Genomic DNA, 19,772 nt, shown 5'->3' with positions numbered 1-19,772 from the left:
GGTCGGAGTCGGGAGGCGTGCGGTGTGGCGGAGGGTGGGTGGTCGGGTGTCGGTCAGGTTCGGCAGCCGCGGGGGTGCGGCGGAGAGTCGGAGGCTGTCGGGGGCGTGAGGCCAGGTGCCGGTCGGAGTCGGGAGGCGTGCGGTGTGGCGGAGGGTGGGTGGTCGGGTGTCGGTCGGGTTCGGCAGCCGCGGGGGTACGGCGGAGAGCGGAGGCTGTCGTGGACGGGAGGCCGGATGCCGGTCCGGTTCAGGAGCCGGGTGGGCCGGTGCTCTCGCGGTGCACGAGGGTGGGTTCGGCCGGCACGTGCACGGACTCCTGTCGGTCGGTGTCGAGTTGGGCCCGCAGCAGACCGAAGGCGGCACGGCCCAGTCCGTGGAAGTCCATCCGGACCGTGCTGAGGGACGGGGTGAGGAAGGCGGAGTGCGGGGCGTCGTCGAAGCCGATGACGCTGACGTCCTCCGGCACCCGCCGGCCCGCGAGGTGCAGGGCCCGCAGGACACCCAGGGCAAGGTCGTCGTTGCCGCACAGGATCGCGGTGACGGCCGGGTCCCGGGCGAGCTTGTTGCCCGCCTCGTATCCGGCCTGCGCGTCCCAGCCCCGCCCCGACGGCGGGGGAGGGGCAACACCGGCCGCCCTGAGGGCCTGACGCCAGCCCTCGGCGCGCGGTGACGCCGTGCCCCGGGCTCCGGTCGAGGCGGGAAGCGCCACGTAGTGCACGGTTGCGTGCCCGAGCGCGAGGAGGTGCGCGGTGGCGGTCCGGGCCGCCTCCCGGTCGTCGGCCCACACGGCCGGCCTGCCGGGGGTCCGGCCTGGCGGCGGCGCCTCCACCAGGGCCGCGCACGGTACATGCGCCGGTACGCGGTCCAGGACGGCGGCGCCGAGACGGTCGTAGCCGATGACCACCAGGCCGCCACCGGTGTCGGCGGCCGCGGCGACCGTACGGTCCAGGTCGTCCTCCGGTGTCACCACCCGCACGCCGAGCGCGTACCCGGCGGCGCGGGACGCCTCCTCCAGACCCTGCAGGGTGGCCGCGTAGCCGTGGAGGACGGTGTTCGAGGTGAGGACCGTGACCGCTCGGGTCACCCCGCTGGCCAGGGCGAACGCGGTGGCGTTGCGTCTGAAGCCCAGGGCTCGCACAGCCGCTTCGACACGTCCGCGTGTCTCCTCCTTCACGTTCGGGCGGCCGTTGATGACCCTCGAAACGGTCTGGTAGGAGACGCCTGCCGCCTGGGCGACATCGCGGATGCTGGCGGGCCTGCGCTGCCCCGGGGAGGGGGCGGTCTGCCCGTCGAAGCTTGTGTGACCGGTCACATGCATGCGAGGATTGTGAGCGGTCACATCGCGGGCGTCAAGAGACCGTAACTGGGGATTTACTTTTCAAACACAACCGCCGACGCGGCCAACTCTCTGTCGCCGAGCACGAATTCCCAGCTCAGCCCGGTGAGACCGTGGCAGTACCGAACCATCCCGGAAGGGGAAATTGCGTTGACCGCAGTCGTCGGAACACTCGAGAGATCCCGTCTCTGGTCGCACCCGGAACTCGGGCTGCACGCCGTCCTGGACGCCACGGGGTCCGTCCGGCTGGGGGCGCCCGGTCAGGACCCGGCCGCGCTGGTGCCGCTCGTCGAGGTCACCGCCACCGGGCACGGACGCCTGTGGTCGGGGGAGCGCTTCATCGAGACCGCGATCGGCGAGCGCCTGACCTACTGCGACCACGAGACGGTCCGGGAGGCAGACGGGGAGCGTACGACGATCCGGCTCGCGGACCCCGAGACCGGCCTGGCCGCCGAGGTGGTCCTGGAGACGGCTCCGGGCGCCGGTTTCCTGCGCTCGCGGGTGCGTCTGGTCAACGAGGGCAGTACACCGCTGCGGCTGGAGAGCGTGAGCACCCTGACCGTCGGCGGCATCACCGACGCGGGCGGCGGCCTCGACGGACTGACCCTGCACTGGGCGGACAACGACTGGCTCGCCGAGTGCCGTTGGCGCGAGGCCCCCTTCCGTGAGCACGTCGTCCCGCTGAGCCGGTTCGCCCACGGTCACGAGGGGCGTGGCTGCTTCGAGCGCTTCTCGCAGGGGAGTTGGTCCACCGGCCGCCATCTGCCGATCGGGGCGCTCACCGACCGTGCCGGGCGGACCTGGCTGTGGCAGATCGAGTCCAGCGCGGGCTGGCGCTTCGAGACCGGCGAACGCGAAGGCGCAGCCTACGTCGCTTTGTTCGGCCCGGACGACGCCCACCACCAGTGGCATCACACCCTCGCGCCCGGCGAGGACTTCCACACCGTTCCCGCCGTCCTCGTGCGCGGCGCGACGGGCGGCCTCGACGCGGCCTTCGGTGAACTCACCGACTACCGCAGGCTGATCCGTCGCGACCACCCCGACCACCGTGCCCTGCCGGTGATCTACAACGACTACATGAACACCCTCATGGGCGACCCGACCACCGAGAAGCTGCTGCCGCTGGTCGAAGCGGCGGCGAGGGCCGGCGCCGAGGTGTTCGTCATCGACGCGGGGTGGTACGACGACGACGCGCAGGGCTGGTGGGACGCCGTCGGCGCGTGGGAGCCCGCCCGGGGGCGTTTCCCCGGCGGCATCCAGGAGGTGCTGGACGCGATCCGGGACCACGCCATGGTCCCGGGACTGTGGCTCGAACCCGAAGTCGTGGGCGTACGCAGCCCGTTGGCCCGCACCCTGCCGCCCGAGGCGTTCTTCCGGCGCGGCGGCCTGCGGGTGACGGAACACGGCCGCCACCACCTGGACCTGCGTCACCCGGCCGCCCGGGCCCACCTCGACGCGGTCGTGGACCGGCTGGTGGGTGAGTGGGGCGTCGGGTATCTGAAGCTCGACTACAACATCAACATCGGCCCCGGCACGGAGAACGACACCGAGAACGGCCCGGAGAGCCCCGGCGCGGGCCTGCTCGGCCATCACCGCGCCCACCTCGACTGGATGTCGGGCCTGCTCGACCGGCACCCCGGCCTGGTCCTGGAGAGCTGCGGCTCGGGCGGTCTGCGCATGGACTACGCCCAACTCGCCGTCGCCCAGCTCCAGTCCACCAGCGACCAGCAGGACCCCCTGCGCTACCCGCCCATCGCCGCGTCCGCCGCCACCGCCGTGGCTCCGGAGCAGGCCGCGGTGTGGGCCTACCCCCAGCCCGACCACACCACCGACCGGATCGCCTTCACCCTCACCGGCGCGCTGCTGGGCCGTGTCCATCTCTCCGGCTTCCTCGACCGCATGAGCGAGGAGCAGTTCGACCTCGTACGGTCGGCGATCCGCGTGTACAAGGACATCCGGCCGCAGATCGCCGACGCCCGCCCCTTCTGGCCGCTGGGCCTGCCGGCCTGGGAGGACGCCTGGATCGCCCACGGCCTGCGGGGACGCGACGCGACCTACCTCGCGGTGTGGCGACGGGAGGGGGCCGACGCCCCGTCGAGCCGTACGCTCCCGCTTCCCCACCTGCGAGGCGTCCGACTTCGCCCGGAGGTGCTCCAGCCCACGACGGCCGACGCCACGGCGGACTGGGACGCGGCCGAGGGAACGCTCACGGTCCGCTTGCCGCGCACGGACACGGCGGTACTGATCGGGCTGGGCACGGCTGTGTGAGCGGGGCTGCGTGGGCGGGCCTGTGGCCTCCCTCGGCGTCTCTGACGCCTGCCTGACCGGGTAGCGGCATCTGGCGCGGTGATGTGGGCGGGGGCTCTGTGGCCCTCCGCGTTCGACGGCCGGGCCGGGTGTCTCAGCGCGGTGGTGTGGGCGGGGGTCTTGTGGCTTCGCTGTCTGTGGGGGTCTGATCAGGTGGCGACGTCTCGGCGCGGTGGTGTGAGCGCAGGACCCTACGCTCTCGCCGCCTCCGACGGCCGGGCCAGGTCCCGGCGTCTCGGCGTCTCGGCGTCTCGGCGGAGGACGGCGGGGCGCCGGACCATCGCGCAGGGCGGCTTCGAGAGCACTGACGTCGGCGTCGGCGGTCTCGCAGGCCCGGCGACGACCCCGCTCCGGGTGCGGCCGTTCCAGGGGAGCCGACTCCATCCCGAGGTCGGCGGCTTCGGAGTCACCGCGTACCAGCACCCCGGCCGGCCTGCCGGAGGCATCGCTCACGCTGCGCCATGCTCCGTCCCAGCCGAGGAGGGCGCGTGATACCGCCGTCGCGGCGGAGTACGCCCCCGGCCAGCGCGGCCCATCAGGTCGGCGGGCGGGCAGGCCGTCGTCCGGCTCGGTGCCCTTCCGCTGGATCGATGGGACCGGACAGTCGACGATCACGTCATGGTTCGGCGCCCTGATCCGAGGGCAGCGACCGCGAAAGCCGGCCCATGACCGGCTCCGGCCCCTGCCTCTGTCCCCGCATCGGCCCCGGACCGCCCTCACCCCGGCTGCCAGGGCACGCCGTAAGGACAACCGGGCGGAGACGTAGGCGAGTTGAACGGCTCCCTCGGCACGCACGCCCGACCCTGATCAGGCGGGCGCCGGCTGCCGCATGGGCAACGGCGACCCCGCTCACCTCACTGCCGCCGTCCCGATCCTGCGCGAACCCTTGACACCGCTCAGCCGACTGCGTAGATATGACTGCGCAGTCATGACAGCGCAGTCAGAGAGGGCGGGCAAGCCCCCGACGGCCGCTCTGGCTAGGATCTGAGCCGCCGACACCGGGAGACATCGATGACGCCAGTGGGAGGACAGGGCGGGAGCCCTGGCGCGCCGCGTGCCGTGGATGTGGCCCGGCGGGCCGGCGTCTCGCAGAAGACGGTGTCCCGGGTCTTCAACGGCGAGCGGTACGTGTCCGCGGAGGTGCGCGAGCGGGTGCTCCAGGCCGCGGAGGAACTCGGTTACCGGCTGAACGGCGCCGCCCGGGCCCTGGCCTCGGGACGCACCCGTTCGATCGGCGTGGTCGCCCTCGGAACCGCCCTGTACGGCCCCGCCTCCCTGCTCATCGGCATCGAGCGGGCCGCCCGGGACGCGGGATACGCGCTCCGGATCGTCAACACGCTGGAGGGTGATCCGGCGGGCGTCGCGGGGGCCGTGGAGTCCCTCCTCGAACAGGGCGTGGACGGCATCGTGGTGTCCGAACCGATCGACGAAGGTTCGGTGTCGCTCAGTGTGGACGTCCCGGTCCTGGTCCTCGGCGCACCCGCCGCCTTCGGTGGCCCGCGAGCCGTGACAGCGGGCGTCGGCGCCGAGTCCCTGGCCCGGGCCGCCACCGACCACCTGCTGGACCTCGGACATATGACGGTCCATCACCTGGCCGGTCCGCAAAGGTGGTTCGCCGCCCGGGACCGTCTGCAGGGCTGGCGCGCGGCGCTCGCGGCACGCGAACGGGAGCAGCCGGCCGTCATCGAAGGCGACTGGTCGGCCGCGTCCGGCTACACGGCGGGCCACGAACTCGCCACCGCCGGTGACGTCACCGCGGTGTTCGCCGCCAACGACGACATGGCCGTCGGTCTGATCCGCGCACTGCAGGAAGCGGGCCTGCGCGTGCCGGAGGACGTCAGTGTCGTCGGCTTCGACGACGTCCCCGTCTCCGCCTATCTCACCCCACCGCTGACCACCGTCCGCCAGCCCTTCGACGCCGTCGCCGACGAAGGGCTCCGGCTCCTGGTGCAGGCCATCGAGAAACCGGACGCCGAGCCGGCACCGGCGAGCGACCCACCGGTCGAGCTCGTCGTACGCGCCTCGACGGCACCCCCGCCGACGCGCGGGCCGCGTCCGTCCGCGAACCCGGACGGCTCGGCGCACGCGCCCCCGGCCACCACCGACTGACCCACACTCCCCGGCCCCGAGAAGCAGCCTCCCCGGGCCGGGAGATGAGCCCCAGCCGCGCTCATCGCCTCCGAACTGCCTTCCACCACCGTGGACTTCCGCCGCGCGAGACCACCCGCGCGTGCCGATCCCGACCCCCGCGCCGCCTGCCCGCACCCCCGGCAGCGACGCCGGACCCGTACCCCTTCCCCACCCTCTCCTTTCCCACCCTCACGACGCGCCCTCGCCAGGCGTGCCGTCCCTATGCCTCCCGGCGGGAGTTCACCATGCCCAGATCCTTCACACCCACGTCCGCCATGAGCCGTCGGCGGTTCCTCGCCGCGACCGGAGCGGTCTCCCTCGGCGCCGCGCTCACCGCCTGCGGTGGCGGTGACTCGGGCGGTTCCGCCGGCTCCACCAAGCCGGTCGGACAGGCCGACATCGACAAGGCGATGAAGACACCGACCCAACTCACCTTCTGGACCTGGGTCCCGGACATCCAGCAGGAGGTCGCGCTCTTCGAGCGGAAGTACCCGGCGATCAAGGTCAAGGTCGTCAACGCCGGCCAGGGCGTCACGCACTACACCAAGCTGCGCACCGCGCTGAAGGCCGGCAGCGGCGCACCGGACCTGGCGCAGATCGAGTACCAGGCCATCCCCACCTTCACCATCACCGACAGCCTGCTGAACCTGAGCCCCTACGGTGCCTCCGCGCTCAAGGACCGGTTCGTCGACTGGACCTGGGGCCAGGTCAGCGGCCCTGACGGCGAGGTCTGGGCGATCCCCCAGGACACCGGACCGATGGGGATGCTCTACCGCAAGGACATCTTCGACAAGCACGGCATCCAGGTCCCGAAGACCTGGGACGAGTTCGCCGAAGCCGCCCGCAAGCTCCACAAGGCCGACCCCGACGTCTACCTCACCAACCTCGCCGCCAACGAACCCGCCGCCTGGCACGGCCTGTTGTGGCAGGCGGGCGCCAAGCCCTACGCCACCTCCGGCAAGAGCACCCTGACCATCGACGTCGACGACGCGGTCTCCCAGAAGCTCGCCGGCTACTGGGGCGGACTCGCGAAGGAGGGCGTCATCAGCACCGACCCCGACTTCGTCGACGCCTGGTACGCGGGCTTCACCAAGGGCAGGTACGCCACCTGGCTCACCGCCGCCTGGGGCCCGTCCTTCCTGTCCGGCTCGGCCAAGTCCACCGCGGGCAAGTGGCGCGCGGCCCCGCTCCCGCAGTGGGACGCCGCCCAGCCCGCCTCCGGCAACTGGGGCGGCTCCACCACCGCGGCCATGCGCTCCACCAAGAACCCGATCGCGGCGGCCCAGTTCGCCCAGTTCCTCAACAGCGACCCGGCGAGCGCCAGGATGTTCGCCACCAAGCAGTTCTTCTTCCCCGCGACCAAGGCCCTGCTCACCGACGCGAGCTTCACCGGCGAGGCGCCCGCCTTCTACGGCGGCCAGAAGGTCAACCAGGTCTTCGCCGACATCGGCGACACCGTGTCGCCCTCCTTCCAGTGGCCGCCGTTCCTCGACCAGGCGGCGACCGACTGGACCGAGACCGTCGGCAAGTCCCTCGCCGACAAGTCCGACACCGCCGCCGCCCTCGGTCAGTGGCAGTCGCGCCTGACGGCGTACGCCAAGAAGCAGGGCTTCACCGTCAAGGGGGCCTGAGATGGCCGCCGCCCACGCACGGAGGGCCGGGCCCCTGTTCGTGGCCCCCTTCCTGGTCCTCTTCCTGCTGCTCTTCCTCGCCCCGCTCGGCTACGCCGCCTACCTCAGCCTCTTCCAGCAACGCCTCGTCGGCGGCAACGTGTTCGTCGGCCTGGACAACTACGTCACCGCCCTCAAGGACCCCCTGCTCCTGCACGGCGTCGGCCGCGTGGCCCTCTTCTTCGTCCTCCAGGTCCCGCTGATGCTGCTACTGGCCCTGGCGTTCGCCCTCGCCCTCGACAGCGGCCTGCTGCGCCTGGCCCGCGTGATCCGGCTGGGCATCTTCGTGCCCTACGCCGTTCCGAGCGTGGTCGCCGCACTGATGTGGGGCTATCTCTACGGCCCAGACTTCGGGCCGTTCGCCCAGCTGAGCCGGAAACTGGACCTGCCGGCCCCGGACTTCCTGAGCGGCGGATGGATGCTGGGCAGCCTGTCGAACATCGTGACCTGGGAGTTCGTCGGCTACAACATGATCATCCTGTACGCGGCGTTGCGGACCATCCCGCACGACCTGTACGAGGCGGCCGCCATGGACGGGGCCGGCGCCTGGCGGATCGCCCGGTCGATCAAACTGCCCGCGCTGCGCCCGGCGTTGCTCCTCACCCTGCTGTTCTCGGTGATCGGCAGCTTCCAGCTCTTCAACGAGCCCAAGCTGCTCATGAACCTCGCCCCGGCCGTCATCAGCAGCTCCTACACCGCCAACCTCTACGCCTACTCCCTCGCGTTCACCGGCGACCAGCTCAACTACGCGGCGACGGTCTCCTTCCTCCTGGGACTCGTCATCGTCGTCGCCTCCTACGCCGTACTCCTGACCGCGAACCGCAGGAGGTCCGCATGACGACCACCCTGCGGCAGCCGCCGGTGACCGCGAAGACCCCGGCCGCACCCGTACGGCACCGGTCCGCCGCCCCTCGCCGCAGCACCCCGCTGACGATCGCCATGCTCGCCGCCCTGGCCTACTTCCTCCTCCCGCTGTGCTGGCTGCTCATCGCCTCGACCAAGAGCACCCAGGACCTCTTCAACAGCTTCGGGCTGTGGTTCTCGCACGCCCCCCAGCTGCTGACGAACATCCGGGCGACCTTCACCCAGGACGACGGCGTCTTCGTGCACTGGCTGCTCAACACCGTCCTGTACGCCGTCGTCAGCGCGCTCGGCGCCGCCCTTCTCGCGGCGGCGGCCGGATACGGCTTCGCCAAGTTCCGCTTCCGCGGCGACCGGCTCGCCTTCAACCTCGTGCTCGGCGCCATCATGGTTCCGGCCACCGCGCTGGCGATCCCGACCTATCTGCTGTTCGCCAAGGTCGGCCTGGTCAACACCCCGTGGGCGGTCATCCTGCCCTCGCTGGTCAACCCCTTCGGCCTCTACCTGATGCGCGTCTACGCGGCCGACGCCGTCCCGGACAGCCTCCTGGAGGCCGCCCGCATCGACGGCGCGGGGGAGGCCCGGATCTTCTTCCGGATCGCCCTCAGACTGCTGGCCCCCGGCCTGGTCACCGTCCTGCTGTTCACGCTCGTGGCGACCTGGAACAACTACTTCCTGCCGCTGATCATGCTCAACGACCCCAATCTGTACCCCGTGACGGTCGGCCTCTCGTCCTGGGCGGCACAGGCCCAGAACGGCGGCGCCGGCGCCAGCAGCGACATGCTCCCGCTGGTCGTCACCGGCTCCCTGCTGTCGATCGTGCCGCTCGTCGTCGCCTTTCTCGTGCTCCAGCGCTACTGGCAGAGCGGCCTGGCGACCGGCAGCGTCAAGCAGTAACTCCCCCCACACTCCCGGAGGTTCATCGATGGCGGTCCTGCCCGCCCACGTCCTGTTCGGCGCCGCGTACTACCACGAGTACACGCCCGCCTACGACCCCGAGCTGCGGCCCGACGAACAGCTGAAGACCGACCTCGACCTCATGGCGCAGGCGCACTTCACCGTGATCCGCGTGGGCGAGTCGGTCTGGTCGACCTGGGAGCCCGAGAACGGCCGCTTCGACCTCGACTGGCTCCAGCCGGTCCTCGACGGCGCCCACGAGCGCGGCATCTCCGTCGTCCTCGGCACCCCGACCTACGCCGTACCGCCCTGGCTGGCCCGCCAGTACCCGGAGATCACCGGCGAACGGCGCTCCGGCGAGCGCATCGGCTGGGGCGCCCGGCAGGAGGTGGACTTCACCCACCCGGCCTTCCGCTTCCACGCCGAGCGGATCATCCGGAAGGTCGTCGCCCGGTACGCCGAACATCCGGCGGTCATCGGCTGGCAGGTCGACAACGAACCGGGCCTGCACCTCTTCCACAACCACGGCGTCTTCCAGCGCTTCGTCGACCACCTGCGCGACAAGTACGGCGACGTCGAGACCCTCAACCGCGAGTGGGGGCTGGTGTACTGGTCGCACCGCCTGTCCACCTGGGCCGACCTGTGGACCCCGGACGGCAACGAACAGCCCCAGTACGACGTCGCCTGGCGGGAGTTCCAGGCCCGCCAGGTCACCGAGTTCATCGGCTGGCAGGCGGACATCGTTCGCGAGTACGCGCGCCCCGAGCACTTCGTCACCACCTGCATCTCCTACACCCGCCAGGGCGTCGCGGACGACGAGCTGTCGGCCCGGCTCGACATCGCCTCCGGCAACCCGTACTACGACATGCAGGACGGCCTCCTGCTGCCCGACCCCACACCCGACGACCACGAGCAGAAGTGGAAGACCACCGGCCTCTGGTCGATGTACCAGACCGCGGACTGGATGTTCTCCTCCCGGCAGGAGCCCTTCCTCGTCACCGAGACCAACGCGAACTCCATCGGCTTCGCCTGGGACAACCGGCCCGGCTACGACGGTCAGTGGCGCCAGGCCGCGTGGGCGCACGTGGCCCGGGGCGCGCGGATGATCGAGTACTGGCAGTGGCAGACCCTGCGCTTCGGCGCCGAGACCTACTGGGGCGGAGTCCTCCCGCACAGCGGGCAACCGGGCCGCACCTACGCCGAGATCGCCCGCCTGGGCGCCGAGTTCGCGAAGGCCGGGCCGCTCGTCGCCGGACTCGAACCGGACGCCGACCTCACGATGGTCTACTCGAACCCCAGCAAGTGGCTCATGCAGAAGTATCCGCCGCTCGCCACCACGGACGGGGCCCCGGACCCCGCCGCCTACCACCGCGTCTTCGACCCCTTCTACCGCGGTGCCTTCGAGTCCGGCCGCCAGGTGCGGATCGTGCACGCCCGGCAACTGCACGAGGGCCTGACACCCGAGGAGACCGCCCGCCGCCACCCGGTGCTGGTCGTGCCGGCCCTGTACATCGCCGACGACGCGACCCTCGACCGGCTCGCCGCCTACGCCCACGCGGGCGGCCACCTCGTCCTCGGCCCCCGCACCGGATACGCCGACCACGAGGCCCGCGCCCGGCACGAGCCGGCACCCGGCCGCCTCACCGAGGCCGCGGGCGTCTCGTACGACGAGTTCAGCAACCTCGCCCGGGCGGTCCCGGTGGAGTCGGCCCCGGACAGCCCGCTGCGGCTGCCGCAGGACGCGACGGCGACCCGCTGGGCCGACGCCCTGACCGTCACCGACGCCGAGGTGCTCGCCGGCTACCGGCACCCGCACTTCGGGAACTGGCCCGCGATCACCACCCGTCGGCACGGCGAGGGCCGCGTCACCTGTGTCGGCACGGTCCCGGACCGCGCCCTCGCGCGAGCACTGGCGCAGTGGCTGGCACCGACCGCCCGCCACGGCTGGCAGGACCTCCCCGAGACGGTCACCGCGACGACCGGCACGGCGTCCGACGGGCAACGCGTGCACATCGTCCACAACTGGAGCTGGGAACCGGCCCGTGTCCTCGCTCCCGTCGACCTGACCGACGTCCTGAGCGACACCCCCGTCCCCGCCGGCGGCGAACTGGAGCTCGGCGCCTGGGACGTACGCGTGCTCGTCACCGCGGACCGCTGACCAACACCGCGCTCACCCTCAAAGGAGAGGCCATGCAGAGAAGACGGCTGGGACAGACACTGGGCACCTTCGTCGCGGCATCCGTGCTGACGGCGATACCGCTGAGCAGCGCCCACGCGTACAACCCGACGGGAGGAATCCTCTACCAGCTCGGCAACGAACCCTGCCTGAAGGGGCGCGGCAACTGCGCCGTCTACCCCAAGTCGGCGCAACTGCCCAGCGGACGCCTGGTCGCGTCCTTCGAGAAGGCCACCGTCGTACCCGGGACGGGTAGCGCCGACGGAGAGACCCTCCCGGTCTACAAGAGCGACGACCACGGCACGTCGTGGCAGCCGCTGTCGGAGGTGAAGGCCCCCGCCTACCTCTCCACCGACCCCAAGTACGCGAAGTACACCAGCAATTGGACCAACCCGTATCTCTACACACTCCCGCAGACCGTCGGGAAGCTGAAGGCCGGCACCCTGCTGCTGGCGAGCGTGGTGTCGGGCGACGACTATTACTACAAGGAGCACAAGGCCGCCGACCCGAACTGGACGCCCTCCAACGACGGCGACCGCAAGGACCTGGCGATCGCTCTGTACTCCAGCACCGACGACGGCAGGTCCTGGAAGGTCGTCAACGTCGTCGCCACCGGCGGCTGGCAGGGCGGCAGCGCGGGCGCGGTCGGCCAGAACGTCGCGGCCGCCAACACGCACCAGCAGGTGGACCCGCTCTGGGAGCCGTACCTCATGGTCTACAAGGGGCAGCTCGTCTGCTACTACTCCGACGAGAACGACTACCTCGGTGTCGACCCGGCCACCGGCGCCCCGATACCGGACCCCGCGAACGACACCGCCACCGACTCGCACGGCCAGATCCTCGCCCACAGGACGTGGAACGGCCGTAGCGCGGGCTGGAGTTCACCCGTCGTCGACGTCGCCGGGCTGACCGAGGACATGGGCGGCGGCAAGACGGAGATCGGGGGCGGGCGGCCGGGCATGACCAACGTGGTGCCCACCACGGACGGCAAGTGGCTGCTGACGTACGAGTACTGGGGCGGCGGAGCGAACGTCCGCTACGCGCTCGCCACCGACCCGCTGAAGTTCCGCGCCGGCTCTTCCGGCGCGGTCACGTCCCTGCCGGTCGACACCGGCTCGCACCCGCTCGCGACGGGCGGCAGCCCGGTGATCATCCGGCTCCCCGACGGGCGCCTGGTCTACAACGCAGCGGGCAGCGGCAGCGTCTGGGTCAACGCCGACGGAAGCGGCACCGGTGTGTGGAAGGAGTACCAGACCACCTCGCGGGCCGGCTACAGCCGCGACCTCCAGTACGTCGCCGGCACCGGCCGGATCGCGATCCTCAACAACCAGGACACCTCGACGATCGCCTACGCCGAGGTCGACCTGGGCCGCACCCGGGGCACCTACTACCAGTTGGTGAACCGGAAGACCGGTCAGGTGATCGGCACCGGCGGGAAGACGAACGACGCCAACCTCGGCAACGGCGACGTGCCGGACGTCGTCCTGGAGAACGCGGGCGCCGCGGCCGACAAGGACACCCAGTACTGGCACGTGGTGACCGAGCCGAACGGCGGCACGACCCTGCTGAACAGGTCCGGTGGCCGCGCGGCGGCCATCTGGACGGGCAACGCCACCGTCGGGCAGCGGATCGGCCAGTGGGTCGACAACAGCGCGACCGGGAGCTGGAACCTGGTCAGTACGGCTGACGGCTACTACAGGTTCCAGGCGGTCAGGAACACGGATGTGTATCTGACCGGCGCGTCCGCGGGCGCCCCGCTGACCCTCCAGAGCGCCGCCACGGACGGCTCGCAGGAATGGCGGCTCGTCCCGGCCCGCTCCTGAAAAACCGGCCGGGCACCGGCGGCGCCCCAGGGCGTCGCCGGTGCCACGGATCAACTCACCGCACCTCCCGCGCATACGGCGCCACGGTGATCCGGTCGATCAGCGGCGCGTACCGGGAGCGGAGCAGCACACCCGGGAAGGTGTCCGAGGCGTAGGTCGTGCCGTCGAAGTTCGGCAGTTCCTCGGAGCGGAAGAGGATCGTGTTCTGTCCCTTCTTCAGGGTGACCGGGACGGTCAGCTCCCAGAAGTTGTCCTGGTGGAAGCTGTGCGGGAAGCCGACGCGCCGCGTCTCGCCGCCGTTGACGCTGATGTCGGCGTGCCGGGCCAGCGGGTCCGGGTTGTAGTGGGTGGCCTCGGACTGCTCCGGGTTGGAGTAGCGGACGCGCAGCGCGTACAGGCCCGCCTTGTCCGCGCTGACGGTGAACGTCGCGGTGTTGCCGTTGCCCGGGTCTCCGCCGATGCCGGTGATCGCCGTGCCGTCGGTGGCCAGGGGAAGCGGGGTGAGCGTGGCGGAGCCCGCGAGTACGGCGGCCTGGGCCTCGTACGTACGCGCCTTGAGCGCGCCCTCGCTCGGTGTGACCGTGAGGCGGTCGACGAGGGTCGCGGACGAACCGCCCGCCACCGTCACCTTGTTGACGCCTCCGGAGAGGGAGACCGCGACGCTGTTCCTGTCCTTGGCCAGGCGCAGGACGTCGTGTCCGTTGACGGAAAGCCGTGCACCGGCACCGCCGAGGGTGTCGACCCGCAGGGTGGCCTCACGGTCGGCGGGGGAGTAGACCCAGAACGTGGCGCTCTGGCCCTTGGCGACCCGGGCCGCGCCGGAGCCCGAGCCCGGCAGGTTGTAGACGGGCTGTGCTCCGCCGGCCAGCCAGGCCAGCTCGCCTTCGTGTACCTGCGTGTCGGCCGAGGCGCTCGGCAGGCCGAGGGTGAGCCGGTCGACGATGGCGTCGCCCTTCGTCACGCGCGTGCCGTCCAGGCTCTTCGCGGCGAGCGTCAGGGTGTGCTTGCCCTTGGTGAGCTTCACCTTGGTGTCGGCGTGGTCCCACACCACCCACTTGTAGCCGAGCGGCAGATACAGCTGCTGTTCGCTGCCGGCCTGGCCGTCCACGCGCAGGAAGACGTTGGTGGGCCCCTGATCCTTCACCTTGTCGAAGGTGTTGAGGGAGTTGGCGAAGACGCTCAGGTCGTAGGTGCCGTCCTCGGGCACGTCCACCGTGAAGTCGAGCGTGACGTCCGAGCCGGTGCGCAGGCCGCCCACGTCGTAGCCGCCGGAGGTGTAGAACTTCGACACGTCGGAGGTGGAGCCCTCCGGGCCGTTCTTCGAGTAGCCGGACCCGGTGTGGGCCGCGTCCTCCGCCTCGTAGGAGCCCTGCCAACGCACCGGCGGCTGCTGGGTCTTCTTCGCCGCCTTCCCGGCCGGGCTGAGGACGATCTCGTACGCCGAGGACTCCTTCAGCTTCGGCAGCGCGCCGGCACCGAAGTCGACGGCGACCGTGCCGTCGGCCGCGACCTTCAGGTTCGTCTCCGTGAGCAGCTTCGGTCCTGAGGAGTCACCGACCTGGCCGCTCCACTCGATCTCCCGTACCCAGGCGTGCACGTTCGTGCCGAAGAGCTTCTTCGGGACGCCCGCGAAGGTGATGTGCCCCTTGCCGGTGGAGCCGCCGAAGATCAGCCGGGCCTGCTTCTTCTTCTCGTCCAGCGTGGCCACGCCCTGCATGGTGTAGTTCTCGCCGGGGAACGGCGGGTTCACCGTCACGGTGTGCCCGCTCATCGAGGCGTACGAATGCAGCAGCCACCACTGGCCGTTGCCGCGGTTGGACTGCACCGCGGAGTCGGAGAGGTTGCCGTCGATGTTCCAGTAGGCGATGTCGGCGTCCACCTTGGACTCCTCGATCGCGGAGACCCACTGGATCATCTGGCCGGGGACCGAGGTGTGGTAGTTGAAGGCGTACTCGTTGACGTTGATGGGCAGCTGGGTGCCCTCGCGGTCGGTCCCCTTGAACAGGTCCTTCTCCCAGACGCGGTACTTGGCGACGCTGGTGCGCACCGCCTCCGGGTGGCTCAGCTCGTGCCAGGTGATGACGTCCGGGAGGGTGCCGGCGGCCAGGGCATGGGTGAGGAAGCCCTTCACCTGGTCGTACAGGACACTGGTGTTGGGGCCGGCGATACGGGCGCTGGGCATCTTGGCCTTGATGAGCCTGTAGGCCTCGTCCCAGGCGGCGAAGTAGTCCTTGGGGTCGCTCAGCCAGCTGACCTTGTCGTAGCTCCACTCGCCGGTGCCGAACATGTTGCCCTCGGGCTCGTTGAACGGCACGAAGACGATGTTGTCCTGGTACGGCTTAGGCAGCTGGAGTACCTGGTCGACCTGCTTGGCGATCTTCTCCTCGTAGAGCTTGAGCTTCTCCTGGGGAGTGCTGCCGGGCCACTCGTACGGGAAGCCGCGGTGGATGTCGGTCATGTAGATGTACACGTCGCCGTCGGTGGAGTCGGCGAGCGGCTTGACCACGTCCAGCGCGTCGGCGCCGGGGTGCTGCGGACCGTCCTGCGCCTTGGTCGAGACGGTGCGCAGGCCCATGCCCTCGATCAGGTTGTTGGTGGGCACGTCCGGTCCGTACACGCCGTACAGGGTGCCGGAGGCGCCGCCGTGGAAGGCCCCGGTGTCCGAACCGAGGTCGACGGTGAGCTGCCCCTCGCGGACCACGGTGACGTTCGCCTGTACGGCCCGCCCGGCCGCGGTTCCGGCCACCGTGAAGGTCCCCGGCTGGGCGTACTTCTCGGGCGGTACGGCGTCCCAGGTGACAGGCGTGTCGCGGTCGTAGCCGTCGGAGTAGGTGGCGCGGACGGCGGCCGGGAGGTCTGGGGCGGTCCCGTCGGTCGTACGCACGTCGAACGACGACTTCGAGAGGTCCTGCAGGGTCGGCACGGTCCCGACCAGTCCGGCCACCTGCTCGGCACTGAGCGCCGAGTGCCACACGGCGAAGTCGTCGACGGCGCCCTTGAGGAGCGGGTCCGGATAGAGGGACTTGCCTATGTAGCCGGCGGCGGTCGCCGAACCGCTCAGCAGATCCTTGGCCTTGATGGCGGTCGCGGCGGAGGAGACCGCCACACCGTCGAGGTAGGTGGTGAGCCGCCCCGCGGTGGTGTCGAGGGTGACGGTGACCGTGCGCCACGCGTCCGCGGGCAGCGCCGCGTAGCCGCGGACCTGGTTCTCGGCGCCGCCTCCGGCGGTCGTCACGGAGGTCTGGAAGAGCCCGTTGCCGTTGTACGGCGTGCTGAAGAGATACCGGGAGGTGTCGGTGCCCAGGTCGAAGATGCGCTGCCAGGACGACTTGTCGCCGCTCCACTTCACCCGGGCGGAGACGGTCAGGTCGCTCGCGTCGCCGACCACTTCGCGGGGCAGCCGGACGTAGGCGCCGTCGGAGGTGGGCGCCCCGCCGGGCAGGGCCAGCGCCTTGCCGCCGTCCGTGCCCGCCACGGACTGGGCTGTCGCGGAGTTCACCAGGCTCGCTGTCAGCCCGTTGCCGGAGCTGTCGGTGATGTTTCCGGACGCGAGGTCGTCCTGGTCGAAGGTGTAGCGGGCGGCGGGCCCGGGCGCCTCGGCCGCGTGCGCGGGCACCGCGGGCGCGGCCAGCAGGCCCGCGCCGAGGGCCAGCGCCATGGCGGCCGGCGCGCGGCGGCGCGTGGATCTGTCTGGGGATGACATGGATACGTCCTCATCGTCGAGTAACGGGTTCAGGTCGGCTCGCCCCGGTCGCTGTCGAACCGATTCGATCCCGGCGGGTGCGGAGGGACAAGTCGCGTGGCGGGGGGAGGCAGATGGGCGGCTCTGTCACGGCACGGCTGGGGAGTCACCGCGAGGCGACCGCGCCGAACCGGTTCGGCGAAGCTAGCACCGGCGCAACCGGCCAGCAATCCCTTCGACACAGGGAACTCACCGCCGTTCGTCCCCACCAGGGATTGCGGCACGAGTATTGACAGGGGCCCGGGCAGTTCCTACGTTCACTTCCACGCGAACCGGTTCGACAGCCGGTCGCCCTGTCTCAAGGAGTCGCCGTGAACATCGGTGAGATCGCCCGGCGGGCCGGTGTCTCGCGCAGCACCGTGTCCTACGCGCTGAGCGGCAAGCGCCCCGTGTCCGAGGACACGCGCCGGAAGATCCAGCGGATCGTCGACGAACTGGGGTACCAGCCCAGCGCCAGCGCCCGCGCTCTGGCCAACGGCCGCACCAGTACCCTCGGCCTGGTGTTTCCGCCCGCCGGGAACCACTACACGGGCATGCAGCTGGACTTCATCGGCAGTGTGGTGGAGGCCGCCGCGGCCTACGACTACGACGTGCTGCTCTCGCCCAGCGGTGTCGACAGCGACCGTTCCTTCCAGCGGCTGCTGGGGGAGCGACGGGTCGACGGCGCGATCCTGATGGAGATCCGGCTGGCGGACGACCGGGCCGATCACCTCGCCGCCCTCGGTTTCCCCTCCGTCGCCATCGGCCGCACCGCCCACCCGGAGGACGGCTGGTACGTCGCCCTCGACCACACCGCGCTCGCGGCAGCCTGCGTCCATCACCTCGCGGACCTCGGCCACCGCCGCATCGCCTTCGTCAACCGGCCCGAACAACTCCTGCGGACCGGCTACGAGTCCGCGCACCGCGGCCTGGACGGCTTCACCAAGGCCGCGGCCGAACGCGGGCTGACGGTTCGCACCTACTGCTGCGGGGACGACGCCGCCGCGGGCCAGGCCTGCCTGGAACGGATCCTGCACGACGACCCGGCCACCACGGCCCTGGTCACCCTGAACGAGGCCGCGCTGGGCGGTCTCTACCGGGGGCTCGCCCACGCGGGCCGCCATGTGCCGCGCGACTTCTCCGTCACTGGGGTCGTCGCCAACCGCTGGGCGGAGACGGTGACCCCGCAGCTCACCGCGGCGGACGTACCGGCGGCCGAGATGGGCCGGCTCGCCGTCGACCTGCTCGTGGAGCGGCTGGACCACTCCGACGCGCCGCCCCGGCAGCACCTCCTGACCCCACCGATCTCGCTGCGGGCCAGCACCGGGCCCGCGGGGGCCCCGCAGACCTGATCAGTCCCGCACGTACTCGTCACCCGTCACACCGCTGACGCCCGAACACCCGACGGCGTCGTTCGCGGTGCCCTGTTCTCCCCGCGACCCACCGCCGCGGCACCCGCATGCCTCACACCGAAGGAACCCGCCATGAACAGCTTCTCCAGACGGCACCGTCCGACCGCCGCGGTCCTGATCTCCCTGGCCGTCGCCACCGGTGTCACCGCCTGCGGCTCCGGCTCCGGCAGCAGCGGCACCAAGGGTGCCGACAGCGGCACGTACACCGTCTGGGACCCGTACCCGCAGTTCGCCAAGGGCTCGGCCTGGACGAACCTGCTCGACAAGTGCGGCACCGCGGCGGGCGTGAAGATCAAGCGGACCGGCTTCGACACCAGCGACCTGACGAACAAGGCCCTGCTGGCGGCCCAGCAGGGCAACTCCCCGGACGTCCTCATCGTCGACAACCCGGTCGTCTCGACCCTGGCCGAGGGCGGCGTCCTCACCACGACCGACGAGAACAAGCTGGACACCTCGAAGGTCGACCCGAACCTCCTCGCGGCCGGCCAGTCCGGTGGCAAGACGTACGGCACCCCCATCGGCGCCAACACCCTCGCCCTCTACTGCAACAAGAAGGTCCTCAAGGAAGCCGGCGTCGACATCGCCTCGGTGAAGGACTGGGCGTCCCTGACGGCGGCACTGGAGAAGGTGAAGAAGGCCGGCAAGAAGGGCATCACGTTCTCCGCGATCGGCACCGAGGAGGGCAGCTTCCAGTTCCTGCCGTGGTTCTGGGGCGCGGGCGCGAAGCTGACCCAACTGGACTCCGCCCAGGGCGCGTCGGCGCTCTCCCTGTGGAAGGACTGGGTCAAGGGCGGCTACGCCCCCAACTCCGTCCTCAACAACACCCAGACGACCAGCTGGCAGGAGTTCGCGACCGGCGACTACGCCTTCGCCGAGAACGGCACCTGGCAGCTGGCCAACGCCAAGAAGGCAGGGTTCGAGTACGGCGTGCTCCCGATACCCGGCGCCTCCGGCGGCAGCGCGGCCGCCCCCACCGGCGGCGAGTTCGTCACCCTCCCGGTGCAGGACGACACCGGCCGCTACGCCACCACCCAGAAGCTGGCCACCTGCCTGACCAGCACCCAGAACCTGTACGACACCGACACCACGCTGTCCTACGTGGCGCCCACCAGCGAGGTCCAGGACAAGCAGGTGGCGGCGAACGCGGAGCTGAAGCCCTGGGTCGCCGCGGTCAGGTCGGCCAAGGGACGCACCAGTGACGACCTGGGCACCAAGTACCCCAAGATCTCCGAGCAGATGTGGAAGGCCGTCCAGTCCGCGCTCAGCGGCTCGAAGTCCCCGAAGGACGCGCTGAGCGACGCCCAGTCCGCCGTCAAGTGAGCACACCTCGGGGCCAGTTGATGAGCCAGACGACGCAAGTGCCGCGCCCGCGGACCGACTCCAAGGGCGCGGCCCCCGAGGTGCGGCGCCGACCCGCCTCCCCGCAGTGGGCTGCCTGG

General features: G+C 71.0%; 11 protein-coding genes. 9 read left to right on the top strand and 2 right to left on the bottom strand.

Annotated features, from left to right (window positions below; all coding sequences use genetic code 11):
• Positions 1-247: 247 nt before the first annotated feature.
• Positions 248-1,318, bottom strand: coding sequence for a LacI family DNA-binding transcriptional regulator (locus ACFVYN_RS32390; protein WP_390005087.1), 1,071 nt, complete (start codon positions 1,316-1,318; stop codon positions 248-250).
• Between the two features lie 168 nt (positions 1,319-1,486).
• Here ACFVYN_RS32390 and ACFVYN_RS32385 point away from each other — a divergent pair, with 168 nt between their 5' ends.
• The 7 genes from ACFVYN_RS32385 (at position 1,487) to ACFVYN_RS32355 (ending at position 13,200) form a co-directional block, all read left to right on the top strand.
• Positions 1,487-3,604 carry an alpha-galactosidase gene (locus ACFVYN_RS32385; protein WP_390005084.1) on the top strand — a complete coding sequence of 706 codons (2,118 nt, stop codon included), beginning with the start codon at positions 1,487-1,489 and terminating at the stop codon, positions 3,602-3,604.
• A 1,050-nt stretch (positions 3,605-4,654) separates the two neighbouring features.
• Complete coding sequence (locus ACFVYN_RS32380; RefSeq protein ID WP_390005082.1) at positions 4,655-5,752, top strand: LacI family DNA-binding transcriptional regulator; 1,098 nt, start codon at positions 4,655-4,657, stop codon at positions 5,750-5,752.
• A gap of 266 nt (positions 5,753-6,018) precedes the next feature.
• The gene (locus ACFVYN_RS32375; protein WP_390005079.1) at positions 6,019-7,404 is read left to right on the top strand and encodes an ABC transporter substrate-binding protein; all 1,386 of its coding nucleotides are present in this window, start codon (positions 6,019-6,021) and stop codon (positions 7,402-7,404) included.
• Position 7,405: 1 nt separating this feature from the next.
• The gene (locus ACFVYN_RS32370; RefSeq protein WP_390005076.1) at positions 7,406-8,281 is read left to right on the top strand and encodes a carbohydrate ABC transporter permease; all 876 of its coding nucleotides are present in this window, start codon (positions 7,406-7,408) and stop codon (positions 8,279-8,281) included.
• The gene (locus ACFVYN_RS32365; RefSeq protein ID WP_390005074.1) at positions 8,278-9,201 is read left to right on the top strand and encodes a carbohydrate ABC transporter permease; all 924 of its coding nucleotides are present in this window, start codon (positions 8,278-8,280) and stop codon (positions 9,199-9,201) included. Before ACFVYN_RS32370 ends, ACFVYN_RS32365 begins: the two co-directional genes overlap by 4 nt.
• A 28-nt stretch (positions 9,202-9,229) precedes the next feature.
• Positions 9,230-11,359: a beta-galactosidase gene (locus ACFVYN_RS32360; protein WP_390005072.1), complete on the top strand. Its 2,130-nt coding sequence runs from the start codon at positions 9,230-9,232 to the stop codon at positions 11,357-11,359.
• A gap of 32 nt (positions 11,360-11,391) precedes the next feature.
• Complete coding sequence (locus ACFVYN_RS32355; protein WP_390005070.1) at positions 11,392-13,200, top strand: RICIN domain-containing protein; 1,809 nt, start codon at positions 11,392-11,394, stop codon at positions 13,198-13,200.
• A 55-nt stretch (positions 13,201-13,255) separates the two neighbouring features.
• Here the strand turns inward: ACFVYN_RS32355 and ACFVYN_RS32350 are convergent, their stop codons facing one another.
• Complete coding sequence (locus ACFVYN_RS32350) at positions 13,256-16,858, bottom strand: LamG-like jellyroll fold domain-containing protein (RefSeq protein ID WP_390005138.1); 3,603 nt, start codon at positions 16,856-16,858, stop codon at positions 13,256-13,258.
• A gap of 395 nt (positions 16,859-17,253) precedes the next feature.
• Here ACFVYN_RS32350 and ACFVYN_RS32345 point away from each other — a divergent pair, with 395 nt between their 5' ends.
• Both ACFVYN_RS32345 and ACFVYN_RS32340 read left to right on the top strand, forming a co-directional pair.
• Complete coding sequence (locus tag ACFVYN_RS32345; protein WP_390005068.1) at positions 17,254-18,273, top strand: LacI family DNA-binding transcriptional regulator; 1,020 nt, start codon at positions 17,254-17,256, stop codon at positions 18,271-18,273.
• A 132-nt stretch (positions 18,274-18,405) separates the two neighbouring features.
• Positions 18,406-19,653 (top strand): extracellular solute-binding protein, encoded by a 1,248-nt coding sequence (locus tag ACFVYN_RS32340; RefSeq protein ID WP_390005066.1) that lies wholly within the window; start codon positions 18,406-18,408, stop codon positions 19,651-19,653.
• Positions 19,654-19,772 lie beyond the last annotated feature (119 nt).

Source organism: Streptomyces sp. NPDC058307 (genome assembly GCF_042880295.1).
Taxonomy (GTDB): Bacteria; Actinomycetota; Actinomycetes; order Streptomycetales; family Streptomycetaceae; genus Streptomyces.
The sequence above is the reverse complement of the archived record's forward strand: the minus strand, read 5'-3'. Positions and strand labels throughout refer to the sequence as shown.

What these genes read in the sequence shown, in the direction of transcription:
- ACFVYN_RS32390 (WP_390005087.1), bottom strand. Translation starts at nt 1,318, where the DNA reads ATGCATGTGACCGGTCACACAAGCTTCGACGGGCAGACCGCCCCCTCC.
- ACFVYN_RS32380 (WP_390005082.1), top strand. Translation starts at nt 4,655, where the DNA reads ATGACGCCAGTGGGAGGACAGGGCGGGAGCCCTGGCGCGCCGCGTGCC.
- ACFVYN_RS32375 (WP_390005079.1), top strand. Translation starts at nt 6,019, where the DNA reads ATGCCCAGATCCTTCACACCCACGTCCGCCATGAGCCGTCGGCGGTTC.
- ACFVYN_RS32370 (WP_390005076.1), top strand. Translation starts at nt 7,406, where the DNA reads ATGGCCGCCGCCCACGCACGGAGGGCCGGGCCCCTGTTCGTGGCCCCC.
- ACFVYN_RS32365 (WP_390005074.1), top strand. Translation starts at nt 8,278, where the DNA reads ATGACGACCACCCTGCGGCAGCCGCCGGTGACCGCGAAGACCCCGGCC.
- ACFVYN_RS32360 (WP_390005072.1), top strand. Translation starts at nt 9,230, where the DNA reads ATGGCGGTCCTGCCCGCCCACGTCCTGTTCGGCGCCGCGTACTACCAC.
- ACFVYN_RS32355 (WP_390005070.1), top strand. Translation starts at nt 11,392, where the DNA reads ATGCAGAGAAGACGGCTGGGACAGACACTGGGCACCTTCGTCGCGGCA.
- ACFVYN_RS32350 (WP_390005138.1), bottom strand. Translation starts at nt 16,858, where the DNA reads ATGGCGCTGGCCCTCGGCGCGGGCCTGCTGGCCGCGCCCGCGGTGCCC.
- ACFVYN_RS32340 (WP_390005066.1), top strand. Translation starts at nt 18,406, where the DNA reads ATGAACAGCTTCTCCAGACGGCACCGTCCGACCGCCGCGGTCCTGATC.